At 64.4% G+C, this 16086-nt stretch carries 12 protein-coding genes; all 12 read right to left on the bottom strand.

The window, feature by feature from the left end; translation table 11 throughout:
* Positions 1–114 precede the first annotated feature (114 nt).
* Positions 115–1110 carry an NAD-dependent epimerase/dehydratase family protein gene (locus VGG51_00695; GenBank protein ID HEY1881543.1) on the bottom strand — a complete coding sequence of 332 codons (996 nt, stop codon included), beginning with the start codon at positions 1108–1110 and terminating at the stop codon, positions 115–117.
* On the bottom strand, positions 1110–2096 hold the full coding sequence (locus tag VGG51_00690; GenBank protein ID HEY1881542.1) for a glycosyltransferase: 987 nt from the start codon (positions 2094–2096) through the stop codon (positions 1110–1112). Before VGG51_00690 ends, VGG51_00695 begins: the two co-directional genes overlap by 1 nt.
* Positions 2093–3118 (bottom strand): Gfo/Idh/MocA family oxidoreductase, encoded by a 1026-nt coding sequence (locus VGG51_00685; protein HEY1881541.1) that lies wholly within the window; start codon positions 3116–3118, stop codon positions 2093–2095. Before VGG51_00685 ends, VGG51_00690 begins: the two co-directional genes overlap by 4 nt.
* 17 nt (positions 3119–3135) lie before the next feature.
* Positions 3136–4245: a DegT/DnrJ/EryC1/StrS family aminotransferase gene (locus VGG51_00680; GenBank protein HEY1881540.1), complete on the bottom strand. Its 1110-nt coding sequence runs from the start codon at positions 4243–4245 to the stop codon at positions 3136–3138.
* Between the two features lie 3 nt (positions 4246–4248).
* A complete protein-coding gene (locus tag VGG51_00675) occupies positions 4249–6477 on the bottom strand; it encodes a hypothetical protein (protein HEY1881539.1) in 2229 nt (742 codons plus the stop codon).
* The gene (locus VGG51_00670) at positions 6477–7565 is read right to left on the bottom strand and encodes a hypothetical protein (GenBank protein ID HEY1881538.1); all 1089 of its coding nucleotides are present in this window, start codon (positions 7563–7565) and stop codon (positions 6477–6479) included. The genes VGG51_00675 and VGG51_00670 overlap by 1 nt, the downstream gene beginning before the upstream one ends.
* Positions 7562–11449, bottom strand: a complete 3888-nt coding sequence (locus VGG51_00665) for an alpha-(1->3)-arabinofuranosyltransferase family protein (GenBank protein HEY1881537.1) — start codon at positions 11447–11449, stop codon at positions 7562–7564. The genes VGG51_00670 and VGG51_00665 overlap by 4 nt, the downstream gene beginning before the upstream one ends.
* Positions 11446–12501: a glycosyltransferase family 9 protein gene (locus VGG51_00660; protein ID HEY1881536.1), complete on the bottom strand. Its 1056-nt coding sequence runs from the start codon at positions 12499–12501 to the stop codon at positions 11446–11448. Before VGG51_00660 ends, VGG51_00665 begins: the two co-directional genes overlap by 4 nt.
* Positions 12502–12528: 27 nt before the next feature.
* Entirely contained in the window at positions 12529–13323 is a 795-nt protein-coding gene (locus VGG51_00655; protein HEY1881535.1) for a glycosyltransferase, read from the bottom strand.
* Between the two features lie 70 nt (positions 13324–13393).
* A complete protein-coding gene (gene murJ, locus VGG51_00650; protein HEY1881534.1) occupies positions 13394–15028 on the bottom strand; it encodes a murein biosynthesis integral membrane protein MurJ in 1635 nt (544 codons plus the stop codon).
* Positions 15015–15668: a sugar transferase gene (locus VGG51_00645; GenBank protein ID HEY1881533.1), complete on the bottom strand. Its 654-nt coding sequence runs from the start codon at positions 15666–15668 to the stop codon at positions 15015–15017. Before VGG51_00645 ends, murJ begins: the two co-directional genes overlap by 14 nt.
* The coding region (locus VGG51_00640; GenBank protein HEY1881532.1) for a hypothetical protein at positions 15665–16086 on the bottom strand (422 nt) is incomplete at its 5' end. The genes VGG51_00640 and VGG51_00645, both read right to left, overlap by 4 nt.

Here is a 16086-nt window from a genome sequence, read left to right as displayed (position 1 = left end):
TCGGGCCACATCCGTGTGGCCCTCCTATCGTCTGCCTCGCGCCTCCCGCATCCATGCTCCGGCGCTGGTCAGACGGTCCTCCGTTCGCCTGCAGCCGCCCTCCAAACGAGAGGGTTAGTAGCTCATCGTCGTCCAGCGGTGGGGGTTTTCGCGTAGCCAATCCCATTCACGCTGCAGGCCTTCGCGCAGCGTAACCTGAGGCTTCAATCCGAAGGTTCGTTCGACTTTTTTGGGCGAGAGCTGCATGACGTTGAGTTCGGAGGGCAGGCGCATGCGGCCGTCGACGATCTCCGAGCGTTCGCCGGGCGCCACGTTTTCCGTAATCGGCTCGAGGCCGGTGCCGGAGATTTCGCACGCGAGGCGCGCGAGCGCTGCGACGGTCGTCGCGATGCCGGTGCCGGCGTTGAACGACTGCGCGCCGGGCAGTCCGCTCTCGATGCACGCCCGATGGATTCGCACGACGTCGTCGACGAAGACGAAGTCGCGTATCTGTTCGCCCGCGCCGAAGATCACCGGCGGCTTGCCTTCGGAGAGCCGCTTGAGGAAGATCGTCAGCACGCGGCCGTACCATTCGCGCGGGCCGTAGGTGATGCCGTATCGCAGCGAGTGCACGGGGAACCCGTAGTCGTTCGAAAAAATCTGCGCGTACTTCTCGGCAGCGAGTTTGCTCGCACCGTACGACCAGTTCGGATCGTGCGGTCCGGCGTCTTCGTCGCTCGGCGGGTTGACGGCTTGTCCGTAGATGCAGGCCGACGAGGCGTTGACGACGCGCGAGACGCCCGCGGCGCGCGCGGCTTCGAGCACGTTGATCGTGCCGACGAGATTCGTCCGCATGTCGTCGAGCGGATCTTCCAAACATTTGGTGATCTCGAGCTGGGCCGCCTGATGCGAAAGAATATCTTTCCCGCGCGCCGCCGCGCCCAGCGCTTCGGTGTTGAGGACGTCGCCTTCGACGATCTCGACGTCGTCGATGACCGTCGCGAGATTTTCCCGTAAGCCGCTCGAGAAGTTGTCGAAGGCGGTGACGCGATAGCCGGCGCCGACCAGATCGGCAACGATGTGCGAGCCGACAAAGCCCGCCCCGCCGGTAACGAGAACCGATGCCGCCATCAGGCGCGCCCTCCTCGAGCGCGGCGTTGCGCGACGGACCAGGCGTAGGGCAGCGCGCGTCGCCAAAACTCCACCCCAAGCGCAAAGTTGATCACCGGATGGTAGAACCAGGTCGCGCGACGATCGCGCGCCGCTCCGACGAACGAAGCGATCACCGGGCCGACGACCGAGACCGAGTAGAACGGCCAGAGGTATGCGCGGAGCTTGCGTCCTGCCGTCCACGACTCGGCGCGCTGCCAGACGGGCTGCTCGCGGTCTTCGAGACGCTTGGCGATGCGGGGTCCGAACTTGCTGACAAAATTGAAGAGCCCTTCGACGGTGTGGTGCTCGATGAGCGCGCCCGGAACGTACGCGATGTCGAATCCGGCGCGCAGGATGTCGACGATCGGCAAGACGTCGTCCTCTTCCCAGCCCTCGCGCCGCGGCGAACTCGCGCGCACGGTGACGCCCTGTGCGATCGCGACGAGCGGCGGCTTATCGACCGGAAAATCGTAGACGACGTACGTCGGCGTCCGCCGTTTGGTTCGGTAGGCGCGACCGAAGGTCAGCGGCGCGGCGGCATTTCCGTAGAGAAAATGATTGAACGGATCGGTAAAGTCATTGATATAGCGAGTGCTCAGGTTGTCGGCGCGCGTGCTGACGACGCGCGGGACGGCGGCGTAAACCTTGGGATCGGAAAACGGCTCGACGATTCGCCGCAGGAAATCCGGGGTGTGCAGAATGTTGTCGGCGGCGATGATGACGAACAGGTCGCCGGTTGCGGCCGCATAGCCCAGCAGATGTCCGGGCTCGGCGAGCCGCCGCGGATTGTCGACCACGACGCAGCCCGCCGCCCTCGCGTAGGCCTGGGTCCCATCTTCGGAGAGCCCGTCGACCACGACGATCTCCACCAGTTCCGGCGGATAGTTCTGCGCGCGGATGCTTTCGATGACGGGCGGAAGTCGCTTGATCTCGTTGAGCGTCGCGATGATGAACGATACCTTCATCGAACGACCTCGACTTTCGCGCCCTCGAGTTCTGCCGAGCGAAGAGCCGCCTCGATCACCCCCACGACATTGGCCCCGAAGGCGCCGTCCGAGCGCGTCGGCGCCTTGGTTCGAATTGCTTGGGCGAAATCGCTCACGAGCTTGCCGAGCGCTTCGCGGTTGTCGACGAGCGGCACGTGCAGATCGCCGAGCCGGTACGAAACCATTTGCTGCTCCATTGTCGTGCTCGACGGATTCAACTCGACGCCCTTGTCGTAGATGTAAATCTTTTCGGTTGGTTCCACGTCATCCCAAACGGCCATCTTCGAACTTCCCGAGATCATCGTGCGGCGCACTTTCACCGGAGAGAGCCAGCTCAGATGCACGTGCGCGAGGCAGCCGCTTCCGTACCACATCGTCAGGAAGGCGACGTCGGGCGTCCGCTCGTGCACGCACGTGCCGAGCTGCAGTGCGACCGACACCGGCGTTTCGTCCAGCACGTAGTTGATGATCGAGACGTCGTGCGGCGCGAGATCCCAGACGACGTTGCTCTGCTGAAAGAGCCCGAGGTTTACGCGGACGGAGTCCACATAGTACACCTTGCCGAGGTCGCCGCTCTCGCGAAGCTCCCGGAGCTTCTCGACGGAACCCGTGTAGAGAAACGTGTGGTCGGTCATCAGCGTCACACCGGCACGCTTCGCACGCTCGCAGAGTTCGGCGGCGTCCCCGAACCGCTCCGCGAGCGGCTTTTCAACCAAGACGTGTTTGCCGGCGTCGATTGCCCGCTTTGCGAGTTCGAAGTGGGTTCGCGGCGGGGTCGCAAGCGCGATCGCGTCGACGGCCGGATCCGATAGGGCGTCGTCGATCTCGGAATGCCCCGCGACTGCGGGATAGAGACGCAACAGACGCGCGAGCCGTCCGCGGTCTCGCTCGACGATGCACCGCACCGACCAGTCGTCGCCGGCAAAGAAATTTCGAACGAGGTTTGGCCCCCAGTAGCCGGCCCCGACCACGGCGACGCCGAGCGGCGCGCGTTCTACCATAAACGACGAGGGAAGGGCTAGACGGCAACCAGCCGGCGACAGCTCGCCAGCGCATCGACGACGCTCTCGAGTTGATCGTCGGTCAACTCTGCGAACATCGGCAGCGAGAGCAGCTTCGGTGCGCTTCGCTCCGTGCGCGGGAACGCGCCGGGGGCGAGCCCGAGCTCGGCGTAGGCCGGCTGCATATGGATCGGGATCGGGTAATGAATGCCGGTGGCGATGCCGCGTTCGCCCAGGTGTGCCGCAAGCTTATCGCGGTTCTCGATCTCGATCACGTACAGGTGATAAACGTGCCCCTCGTCATGCAGCCGGCGCGGCGGCTCGATTCCGATCTCCGCCAGACGCGTGTCGTAGGCGCGCGCGTGCCCCAAGCGCGCGGCGTTCCACTCATCGAGGTGCGTGAGCTTGACGTCGAGCACCGCTGCCTGCAGCGAATCGAGGCGAGAATTTCCGCCTTTGATCAGGTGCTCGTATTTCTTACGCTGTCCGAAATCGCGCCGCAGCCGCAGTTCGTCCGCAAGCGAAGGATCGTTGCAGACGACGGCTCCGGCGTCGCCGTAGGCACCAAGATTCTTTCCCGGATAGAAACTGAAGCAGCCGGCGTCGCCGAAGCTTCCAACACGCCGCCCGTCGTAACGCGCGCCGTGTGCTTGAGCGGCATCCTCGATAACGCGCAGGCCGTGACGCTTCGCAAACGCCAGTATCGGCTCCATCGGAACGGCTTGCCCGTACAAATGCACCGGCATGATCGCCTTCGTGCGGGAGGTTACGGCTGCTTCGAGCAGCTCCGGATCGATGAGATACGCGTCGTCCGGCTCGACGAGGACGGGTCGTGCGCCAATGGACGAAACCGCCAGTGCCGAAGCGATGTAGGTATTTGCCGGAATGATGACCTCATCGCCGCGCCCGATCCCCAGAGCCGCCAGCGCTATTTCGAGCGCCGCGGTCCCGGATCCGACGCCGACGCAGTGGCGCGTTCCGACATAGGTCGCAAAGTGCTCTTCGAAAAGCGCGACGTCCGGCCCGAGAATGAAGCCGGCGTTCTCCATCACCGCCATCATGCGAGGGACGACTTCCTCGCGAATCGCTCGGTACTGTGCGCGCAAATCGACGAATGGAACGGCCATGACTTACGCGCGCTTCGTCGGCTCGCGGACGAGCGCCTTCAGCAGTAACAGCACGCACGCGGCTCCCACGAGTTCGGCAATCAACTGCAATAATGCCGTGATTTGTACGAGAATCACGTCGTTGGAGCCCGGCTGGGTTGCGAGCCATCCGTTCGCGCAGAGCGCGACCCGTACGTGCGTTAAGAGACGTCCCGCGTCGATCGCTAGCCATCCCGGGTCGTACCGTTCGTTGAAGCGCACGAGGCTCGTGCCCGGCATCATCCAGCGCACACGGTACAGCCACGGCGTCAGCTCTTGGAACGCGAGGGGAACCGGCGTTCCCAGGGCCGCAGAGCGAACCTTCGGCGGCGATTCCGAAGACTGTGCCGCCAGCAGGCAGAGCCCCGAACAAACGACCCCGTTGGTCTCCGCCGGAATGGCGATCCAGCGATACGCGCCGGAGGCACTCGCCAGCACCCGCCCGTCGACACCGCTTAGCCGTCCCCGGATATAAGCGAGCAACCACGAGCTCGGCTTGACCGAATGAGCCACGCTCGATTGTGTGATGGTTCCCCCGAGGCCCTGCGCGAGCCACGGCGCGCGGCCGAATGCCAAGGGCGCGTCGATCCACGATCTCGCCGGGTCGATCGAATCGCTTCGCGCCTCGATCGGCACTACGGTACGCGGACCGGCGGCATCCCCGAAAAAGAGGTCGCACTGCCCCAGATTTTGGACCGCGGCGACGACCTGCATCCCCGCGCAGCCTGCGAAGAGCGGCGCCGCTCCGGCAAGGGCCGCGGAGGATCGCGCAATGCCGCGCGCCGGCGCCGCCAGTGATGACGCAGCCAAGCCGATCGCGCCGCGCGATCGCGACGAGAGCCACGGCCGCGCAACGATTGCATCGACGCCTAACGTTTGCAGGCCGCGCACGTCGCCGGTTTGCTCGTAGTCCGCCAGCGCCATGTCGACGGGATAGGTGGGGTAATATTCGTTGATCGGCGCGACGTGATCGGGATAGACGAACGCGTCGGGGTCGGCGCCGTCTCCGCGGCCCGAACGCAGCTGCATCGGTTGAAACGCCGGCAGCAGCGCGATGCGCGAAAACGGCGCCGCGCCAATGCTGGGATGCGGATAATCGTTGGAGGAGATCCACAGATCGCCGGGCGGCCGCAGGATCCACGTTACCGGCAAGACGACGCCGGCCGCCAACGCGGCGAAGCCAAGATAACGGGCGCGCGAGGCGCAGGCGGAGGCGAGCGCCGCAATCGACACGGCAAAGATTCCTACCAGATCGTACAGCTCGCGAAAGACGCCGCTCTCGGGGATATTGCGAACGATCCACTCGTACGGCACGGCGAGCGGTCCGTGCACTCCCGACGCCACCAGGTAGACGACAAGTGCGCCGAGCGCCGTCCACAGCGCCGCGCGCCGGCGCCACGCGATCGCCGTCCCCGCAATCGCAAGCGCGAGCATCGCCAACACGGCGATCGCGGCGGCGACCCCGAGCCGGTCCGCATAACCGGCAAAGTATCCGCCCAGCGAGAGCAGCGCGAGCGGTGCAATCGATTGATTTGCTTGCCACTCGACCCCGTAAGGAATTTGCAGCAGCGCACTTCGTTCGCCGAGTAAACCGACGATCGAAGGCAGTGCAACGAGCGCTCCGGCGCCTAAGGGAAGCCACTTCTTCGTAACGATCGCGAAGATTGCGGCGACGACCATCGCTACGATAAAGAACTGCAGCTGGCTTTCGATCAGCACCAGCCAAAGCGCGAGCCGGACGGACGAAGCGGTGCGTCCGCGCGCCATCTCCGCGAGCATCCCGGCGAACGCACCGTAGGCGAGTACCATCACGAGATGCCCGGCGACGACCTCGTTGTAGACCCAGGGATTGAACGAGAGAAACAGAGCAATTCCAATGGAGACCGGCGCGGTCGCTCCCCATAGAGCGGCGAGACTTGCGGCGGCCCGCGCGCAACAGTATCCGGTGAGAAATGCCAGCAGCGCGAGACCGGCGAGGGGTCCGGCCAGCCACATTATTGCCGCCAGCGGCGGCCCGATGAGATAGGTCGTCGGGTGTGGATTGGCGACGCCGAAGCCGATGGAGAGCCAGCCGCTGGTAGCGTCGGTCAGGAACGAACCGACGGCAATCCGGTCGATCGGCCAGTTCCAGTCGTGGCGCAGCGTCGGGATGCCTTTGGCGGTCACGAACGCTGCGAGCGCAAGGCCTGCCGCGATCGAAAGCCAGCGCGCCACTACTGCGGCTTAGCCGAACGCTTACGGAGAGCTTGCCGGCACTCGAGGCCGAGACCGACGGCCAATACGACCGCGCTAGCGTAACCGATTACGGCGAACGGTTCTCCGTAACGCCGCAGGAGCGGAGCTGCCAAAACGAACGCCGCGAGCATCGCGACGACGCTGTAACGAATGACGCTTTCTAACGTCAAGACGGCGGCAACGTCGACGAAGATCTGCGCCGGCGCGCCTGCCGTGGACCAGACGTAGCCCTCGTTCTCCATTGCGGGCGCCGCCGGCTCCGTCCGACGCCGCCAGCACTCCATGGCAACGCCGACCGCCGCGAAAACGCCGCCAAGAAACGCGACGGTGGCGAAGGGTTCCGCGAACGGACGCCGCAGCAGGCTCGCGACGAAGATCGATCCGATAATGGCAACGACCGACGCGTTGACTAGTCGGGCAAACGCGAGGTCGCTGGAGAGCTGGGTGACGACCTCGGAGCCTTCTGCCCAGCTTTGCTTCGCGAGCGCGCCCAGCAACGTCGGCGCGGCCAGCCGCCACGCGAGCGCCGCCGCGCCGATCAGCGCGGCTACGTAAGCGACCGTCGATAGAAACTCAGAGAACGCCGACCGAAGCAGTGCGTTGGCCAGGAGCGCGAGCGCGGCCGCGATGGCGCTGTAACGGATCGTCGCAACGATGCGGTCTCCCGACGTGAGTCTGGCGTGAATCCACGCGAACGCTCCGGCCCGGCCGATCGCAGCCAGCGCCACGGCGGCTAAGCAATAGAGAACCACGGCGCTCTCGGCGCCGGGTTCGGCGACGAGTGCCGCCACCAGCGTCAGCATGACGGCCAAACCAGTCGCGAACCCGAGGACGCGGGGGAAGGTCAGCGTGACGGGCCGGCTCAATCCGTCGCCCACGCCCCGGAAAACCAGCCACTTCGCGCCGATGACGATCGCCGCGAAGATCGCGGCCAGATAGGCCGTCGTTGCGAAACGCTCGGCGCCGGGGTCCGGCGTCAGGATCGCCAGAAAGATCGCCGCAAAGACGACGGCGATCGCGTATCGGATTGCGCCGTTGAGCGCCCAGGTTAGGGCTTCGCGCTTCAACGTTCCGGGGTGCCGATCGCCCACAGTTTTGGTTCGATGGCCAGCGTCACCAGCAGAGCCAAGGCAATCAGCGATGCGATCCCGGCGATAACGTAGAACCGTTGACCGGTAAATGAAATCGAGATCTTGCCGCCGTCGGGCAGGCTCGGAACGATCCATCCGTTCGAGATGCCGTTGACGATCACGTGCGGCAGGGTTTGGCCGTTGACCGTCGCCGTCCACTCCGGATGATACGCGTCGCCGAAGACGAGCAGGTAGGGCCTGCTGCCCGCGCCGGCGGTCACCTCGAGCGCGGTCGGCGAGTTTCGCTTCCACATCACCGGGAATGATTTCGTCGCCGGCAACGCAGCCGGCGCAACCGACAGAAGTGCGATCTTCACTTCTTTGTCGGCGCTCGTAACGAGGTGGGGGCCGCGGCTCAACCTCACCGGACCGTTGCCGACGGCGCGGCCATCGACGAGCAGCGAAAGCGACGACAGCGACTGTGGGTGCGCCAAAGCTCGAGCGGGCATGGCGTGCACGTAATACGCGAGATGCGCGAAGTTCGAACGAATCTGCCGCCCGACGAACCAAATGCCGGCGATCCGTTGCGTACCGTCGTACGGACTATTGGGAAACGCGTGCATGAAGTAGATGTCGAAGCTGCCCGACTGGGGCAACGCGAAGACGCGGTACGAGACGCCGCCGCGGCCGGCGAGTGCGATCGCCAGCCAAGCATTTCCCGTGCCGGTCGAGTTGACGTCACCGACGACCTCCGGGTCTCCGGTCAGATTCCCATGGGGCTTCGGCAGCGCGATCCCGGTGAACGCATTGTCCTGCGCAGCGGGCGCCGCTGGGCCGCCCTTCGCCGAAACCCGCGTGAACGAGAGATCGGGCGCGACCGCCGCTTCGATCACGTCGGGGCCGAGATCGGTGCGCTCACCGGTCGTGGAGTGGAAGGCGAAGGAGACGTCGTTCCAGCCCGGACGAAGCGTCACCGTAAAGCTCGCTGGAACGGGAGGCGGTCCTTGGAGATGGTCGACGGAGTCGTACTGCTGCGCGGTCGCGCTGGGTCCGGTCAGCATCACCTCCTGCTGTCCTCGCCCACCGACCGCAATGCTCATCAGCGATCCGGCCTGCAGGCGGCTGACGTGCAATGCCGCTCGCGCGACGACGCTGCGCGCTCCGGGGACGAATACGCGCAGATGCGCCGTCTTCGAGAAGAGCATCCAGGATTCCGAATCGCCGCGCTGCCAGTCGTAAGCCGTCGGGTCGTCGCGATACCAATCTTCGGGCATCATCGTCGGTGAGGTCTGCACGACGCCGTCACCCGGAATGTAGGGCAGCGTACCGGCGAGATCTCCTGGGAACACTCCCTTGAAAGCGGTGCCGCGAATCAGATGCGTCTTGACGAACCCATCGGGGCCGAAAGGCCCGACGGCGGAGGCGCGTACGCGGTACGCCCCGGCTTGCGGCAGCGTAAATCTCGCCTTCTTCCCGTAGACGAGCATCTGGAGCGCTCGATTTTGCGGCGTCGCCGCGCCGAGATTGGCGACGCGCTTGGTCCAGGCATCGACCTCGTCCGTCTTTACGAACGCGACGACGAGCTTTGGATCCTCATAGCCGTCGGAGACCCAGTGCTTCCCGCGAGAGAGCAGCGCTTGCCCGTACTCGGTCCACGCGCCTCCGGGCGCGATGGGGCGAAAATAGCCGCCGTCGATTTGCAGCACGCGCGGCGCGGACTGCGGGAAGAGCAGCGACTGCTCGCGAGCGAATATCGTGTACAGGCTGCTGGCGGGCAGCTTGAACGGCTCGGCCCACTGCACGTTAGCCGACGACGGCCGAACGAGCGTACCGTACGCAAGCGAAGCGTTGACCGCCAGATCGCGCACCGCCGAAGCGGAGAGCGGAACGATCGGCGAGAGCGAACGCATCGTCGTCGAAAACTCCCCCGGCGAACGCGTCGGCGGGTCGAAGCGCGCCTGGCCGCGCGCCATCGCGTCGACGTCCCCGAGATATGCTTCGGAGAATATCGGCCACGCGCTGATCACGGGATGGTTCACGCCGTACACGAGCGGAAGCGCACCGCTTAGCCGGTACGTATGAAGCGGGCCGTCCGAGCGCTCCGGCGTCGCGCCGAGAACCCGATGCAGCAGGTCGTGCGTCAGGGTCGTGCTGTTGAATCTCCATTCGTCGGGCGAGCTGAAATCGATGACCGGAAGGAAGTCGTCGCGCTGCAAAAACGTGTTGACGCCGAGCACGCGAAACATATCCCCGGCAAACGGGAGGCCCTCGCGCGTGGCGCGATAGGCGCGCCGGACCCAGGCGTCCGTTCCCTCCGAGGGTTCGCTTCCGAGCAATCCGTAAATCATCGGACGATCGACCAGCGAGTTCTCGATGTAGAACTCCGGATTTCCCCAATCGAACTGCTCGAGAAACTGGGTCGGAAAGAGCGCGACGCGATGCTGGTCGTCGTTGCCGAGCAGCGCGTTCTCGCGGTACTCCCAGCTCGGCAGGACCGAAGCGGGATAGTTCATCTTGTGCACGATGACCGGTATGAAGATCAGGATCGGCACGACGACTAAGCCGGCGCTGACCGCGGGAACGAGCCATCGCAGGCGCTCGTGCTCGCTGCCGGTGACCGCCGCAATCTGTTCGCGCAGCCAGGAGAGGATCGAGTACGTGCCCAGCGCGTACAGCCCGCAGATCCCGAACTCGACACCGGCCACCCACTTGTACGAGAAGCGGAACATCTGAAAACCGGGGAAGTACCGGTAAAAAGCATCGTAGATCGGCGTCGTCACCGCATCCCCGAGCGCGTCGTGATAGTAGCCAACGACGATCGGCACCGAAACGATCGTCGCGATCAAAAAGTACAGGGTTGCCGGGCGCTGGTTACGTTTGAACGCAACCGCCCCCAGCGCGACGATTGGAACGAACCAGAGCAGCGCGCTGAAAAGGCCTTGCGAATAGGGCTCGGCCCACGGAAAGTACGGACGCCCTCCAAACGAGACGAACGTTGCCCAGTGACCGAGCCCGCGCAGCACGTTGTCGAAGGAGGTAGCGGCGTTGTGCAGCGACGGGCCCTCGCTCAAGACGCCGTTGAGCCACACGCTGCGGAAGTAGTCGACGAAGGGCACGACCCAATAGAGGTTGACGAAGAACGTCCCCAGCGAGGCGACGACGACGAACGGCAGCGTTCGCTTGGCGACGATCGCCGGCTGCTCGCTGAGCACCAGCATCACCAAAACGAAGATCGCGAGTAGAATGACGTTGATCGCAACCAGCGGAGGGTTGATGCCGCCGCCGACGAGCACGAGCAGCGCCATCCCGAGCGCCGCGCGCCAGACATTCATTTCGCCGCGCATCGCACGCGCGGTGATCCCGATCATCGCCGGAAGCGTTCCGTACGTCAGCAGCCAGACGATCTGCGCCTGCGAATTGAGTGCGACGTACATATTGAAAAGGTACGCGACGGAGCCGGCAATGCGGGCCGTCTCGCCGAGCCACGGCGCAACGGAGCGTAGGCAGTAATACATCGAGGCCAGCACGCCGAGATAGACGGCAAACACGGCAAAGCGCTGCGCGAAATCCTGGGGGATGTGGAAGATCTGCGCCGCAGCGTAAATCCACGCGTACGGCGTCTCGTACGGAAACCAGAAGCCGGTGTGCGTGCCCATATAGAGGGCCGGGTTCCACGCGTGCAGCAGCGACCAGAGAAACTTGAGCGGATCGATGTGAAGGTCGGCCTGGCCGTCGTTGAGCTGCACGCCGCTGCCGTATCCCAGCGTCACCAGGAGCGCAAGCGCGACGAAGAGCGCCGGTACAAACGCTCTGCTCAGCACTGCTCGCTGCGGCCACGGCAACTCCAGCGAGGCCGTGGCGCGGGCGGTTTCCTCTTTCACGGGTAAGCCTTTCCGTAAAGCTTGAATGGACCTTCCAGACTCACGCGCTGCTCGACGGAAGCCGCTGCGAAGAGCTCGTCCACGACTTTGGCCACCGCGTCGAGCTCGATATCCCGCAAAATGCACCGGTACTCCAGCCGGAGCACGCAATCGAAACCCTGCAAGCCTTCGTCGTGACAGGCCGGACAGGGCGACGGACGCATCGCGACGGCCTGTCCGATCGGTGCGCCGCGAACCTCGCTCGTCATCCCGTAAAGCGCCAGCGTCTTTACGCCGAGGCCCGATGCTAAATGGCTGAAGCCGGCGTCGTTGCCGACGAAGACCTCACACTCCGCCAAAAGCCGGGCGGCCTGCGCGAGCGGCTCGCGGATGATGTTGATTCCCGCGACGCCTGCAAAATCTTGCTCGGCACGCGCGAGCTCCCGCTCTTCGTGCGGCCCCAGAAAGAGTCGAACCGGTCGTCCGGTCGCGACGTGACGGCGCGCGAGGGCGACGAAATTTTCGTAGGCCCAGCGCTTGACTTCATTTCCTTTCCAAGCCATCGAACCGGGATGGATGCCGAGCGTTCCCGGGATGCGCGTGCTGCACCAAGCTTCTGGAACCCAGTACGCCAAGTCGTCGCTGCCCGGCGGCAGCCCCGCCGCTCGCGCAAGCCGCAGGTTTTCGGCGACGCGATGCCCCCCGCGCAGTCCGACGCAAACGCTGCGCGTCGTTCGCGCGATCAGGCTTGCCGTGCCGCCGTAGTCGTGCAGACAGAGCCGCTTCGCGCCGGCGCCGCGGGCGATCGCCGCGTACTGCCAGCGCGTCGCCGGGAATGGAAGAATGCAGAGGTCGTAGCGCCGCGGCCGGAGTTTGGCGATGGCTGCGAGCACGTCGGAAACCGTCGGGCGGAGCGGAAGCTCGGTAATATTATCGACGATTCCAAGCGCGCGCAGGTAGTCGCTGACCGGGGAATGCATCGTCAGCGCATCGATGCGCCACGAAGCGCGCGTCAGGCCGCGAAGAATCGGGCCTGCGGCCAGCGCGTCACCAAGCCCTGGTAGCAGCAGCACCAGGGCGGTATTACCGGCCAAAGAGGCCTACTTTCCGATAGGGATGGGGACGACGATTTCGTGGGAACCGGCGCGATCGATCTTCGGTGAAAAGCGCTCCGGCTGGTCGTAGTAGCGTAAGATTCGCATTCGGTAAAAGATCGCCAACGTGTCCAGAAAAACATTCCAGACCGCCGGCAGGCGAAGCCGGCTGCCAACGCGCGTAAAGTTGACTTCGACGGGTGCTTCGACGACGCGGTAGCCAAAGTGGTGCGCGTTCGCCAACAGTTCGAGATCGAACGCGAACCGCTTGACTAGCACGCGCGGCAGTACGCGCTCGAGGACCTCGCGCTTGAACAGCTTGATACCGGTCTGCGTATCGCGTACCGGCAGACCGAAGAGCGTGCGCACGAGCATGTAGTAAAAGAAACTGTAGATCCGGCGCAGGCGCGGATACTCGACGCGCGACTCCGGATGAAACTTCGAACCGATGACCGCGTCCGCGTTGCGAGCGAAGAGAATCGCGAAGAAGTTCTCCAGCTGCTCGGGATGCAGATCCATGTCGGCGTCGAGAAAGGCGACGTAATCGCCCCTCGAATACGACGTGCCGCAGATGAGCGCGTTGCCTTTACCTTGGTTGCGGCGGCAGCGCACCACGCGGACCACGTCGGGCCAAACCCGCAGGGCGTCGATTGCTGCCGTGTGCGTACCGTCCAGGCTCCCGTCGTCGACGACCACGATCTCGAAATCGAGGCCCAGTTCCCGCATCGTTTCGACCGTTTCGCACACGTTGTCCGCGATCGAACGAGCCTCGTTATATGCGGGCATGACAATCGACAGCATGGCCCGGGAAGCTTGGCTCTCGTAGAAAGGCGAGCCTTCCGGTACAAAGTTGATTGTAGTCAACTTTTCTTTAAGCAATCGGCGCTTCGCGATTCTCCGGGGGGCTCACGATATTGCGCTCGAATTTCGCAACGATCGTGTGCCACGCCAGCCCGAGCTCTTCGACGTTGAGCATGCGTGCGAACGCAACGAAGACCGCGCCTCCGATACCGATCTGACCGAAAAGAAACCAGGAACGCGACGCGAGCGAGGCTTCCGGCGTTACGCCGAGGGCGCCGATCCAGTGCAGCGCCGCCAACATCGCAAGCGAGCAAACGACTATTTTCCCGGTCGAAAAGACCAGGGCGCCCCAGTCAATGCCCGATACGATTCGCGCCGTTAACATCAGCAGCAAGAGCGCTTGGAGGCTCTGGCTCGTCGAGTTCGCCAGCAAGAGCCCGCGGGCGCCCAAGCCCGGCAGCCACACGAGCGAAAGCAGCACGTTGAGCACGACCGTCAGCACCGAGATCGTTACCGGCCAGAGCGTTTCGCGACAGGCGAAGCAGCAACGCGTCAGAACGACGTTCGCGCCGAGCGCGATCAAGCCGATAGCGGCGAACGGCAGGAGGCCGGCGGTCAAGTCGGTGGCGCTCGCCTGGAAGGTCCCACGCTCGAAGAGCGCCTGCACCATCGGACGTGCGAGGACGATGAGCGCACATGCCGACGGAATCGTAATGAAATTAACGAGGCGCAGCCCGGTGACGACGCTGCGTGCGACCCCTCGGCGGTTTTCGCGCGCGAACTGCGCGGCGAGCAGGGGAAAGATAACCGTCGCGATCGCGGCGGCAAAGATCTGCTGCGGGAAATTCACGAGCTTGGTCGCGTAGTTCATGCCCGCGATGTATCCCGGAGCCAGCGTCGAGGCGAAAAACCGATCGAAAAAGAGCGCGAGCTGGCCGGCGGCCGAGCCGACGATGATCGGCCCGAGCAGTACCCAAATCTTCTTTAGGCCGGGGTGCTTCAGGTCGATGATCGGCCGGTACTTGCCGATCGACAAAAACGAAGGAAGCTGCACGAGCATCTGAGCGGTGAGCCCGAGCGCCGTGCCGAGGACGAGCGCGTAGATGCCGATGCCGTGGCTCCAGAGCACGACGCACGCAATCGTCACGGTGTTGACGGCAACGCCGACCAGCGCCGCCGAGCGAAAACGGTGATACGCGTTGAGCATGGCCGAGAGTACGCCGCTCAGACTGACCGCCACGATGCTGGGCATCAGCCAGCGCGTCATGCGAATCGCGACGCTCATCTGCGGAGCGGGGAAGCCGTGTGCGATCAGCGGTACGTACCAGCGCGCGGTAAAGTAGCCGGCGACCGCGCAAATCGTTATCGCGATGGCCAGCATGTTGAGGACCGTGCTCGCGAGACGCCACGCCTCGTCTTCCTCGCGATGCGCGATGTACTCGGAAAACGTCGGGACCAGCGCGCTTACCAGCGCGCCGTTAAAGACGCCGAAAAGAATCGTCGGAACCGTCGCCGCCGCAAGAAACGTGTCCATTTCCCAACGGGTTCCGTAGTAGCGCGCGCTGACGACCTCTCGCATAAAGCCGAGCAGCGTCGACGCGAAGGTCGCCCCCATGATAAAGAGCGTGGACCCGGCGACGGAAATGCGGGGGCGCGGGCGCTGCCGCGCGGGAACGGCGCGAAGGTAGGGCTTAATGCGCCCCATCCTTTCGCAGAACGGCCGGGACCGTTTTCGCGATGATCAGCAGGTCACCCAGGGGCGTCCAGCCGTCGACGTACCGATTGTCGAGCTCCATCCAGTGCTCGAACGAAACCTCGCTGCGGCCGTTGATCTGCCAGAGGCACGTAACGCCTTGCGGAACCTCGAGGCGGCGGCGCGCGAAGGCGTCGTAGTGATCGATCTCGCTGGGCAGCGCAGGGCGCGGCCCGACTAAGGCCATGTCGCCTAAAATGACGTTTACGAGGTTCGGAAGCTCGTCAATGCTCGCCCGGCGCAAAAACCTCCCCAAGGGATGCAGCCGCGGATCGTTGCGAATCTTGAAGACCGGGCCGTCCACCTCATTGAGGTGCATGACACTCTGCCGCAGCGCGTGCGCGCCGTTGACCATCGTGCGCAGCTTGAACATCTTGAACCGACGTCCGTGCATGCCTACGCGCTCCTGGGTGAAAAACGGGGTTCCCCCCGTAACGAAGGCGATCGCCACCGCCGCCAGCAGCACGATCGGAGCGGTCACGACCAGCAGCAGAATCCCGACCACGATGTCGATGCCCCGCTTGACGGCCGGCCAGGATTCGGGAACCTCGCGCTCGCCGGCGACGCCGACCGCAACCTGCATCGCGTTCATGCGAGCAGGGCTCGTCTCACGGTCGCGCCGACGAAATCGAGACCCTCGATCTCTCCCAGCAGCCGGCCCGGCGTAGGGCCGCGATGCACGAACGGAACGTACTCTCGCGTGTGATCGGAGCCGGGGGCGGTGGGATCGCAGCCGTGGTCGGCCGTAAAGATAAGCTCGTCCTGCGGGCGCATCAGGCTTTCCAGGCGCGGGATCAGGGTGTCGAGCTCTTCTAAAGCGTTGCCGTAGCCGCGGACGTCGCGGCGATGACCGTACTTCGAATCAAAGTCGTTAAGATTCGTGAAGATGAAACCGTGGTCAACCTGTTCTAGCAACTCGAACGTCTTCTCCATTGCTTCGCGATTGCCGGCAGCGCGTGTCGATGCGGTAATCGCGCGTCCACAGTAGATGTCCGAAATCTTTCCTACTG

Origin of the sequence: Candidatus Cybelea sp., from assembly GCA_036489315.1 — a bacterium.
Classification (GTDB): Bacteria; Vulcanimicrobiota; Vulcanimicrobiia; order Vulcanimicrobiales; family Vulcanimicrobiaceae; genus Cybelea.
The sequence above is the reverse complement of the archived record's forward strand: the minus strand, read 5'-3'. Positions and strand labels throughout refer to the sequence as shown.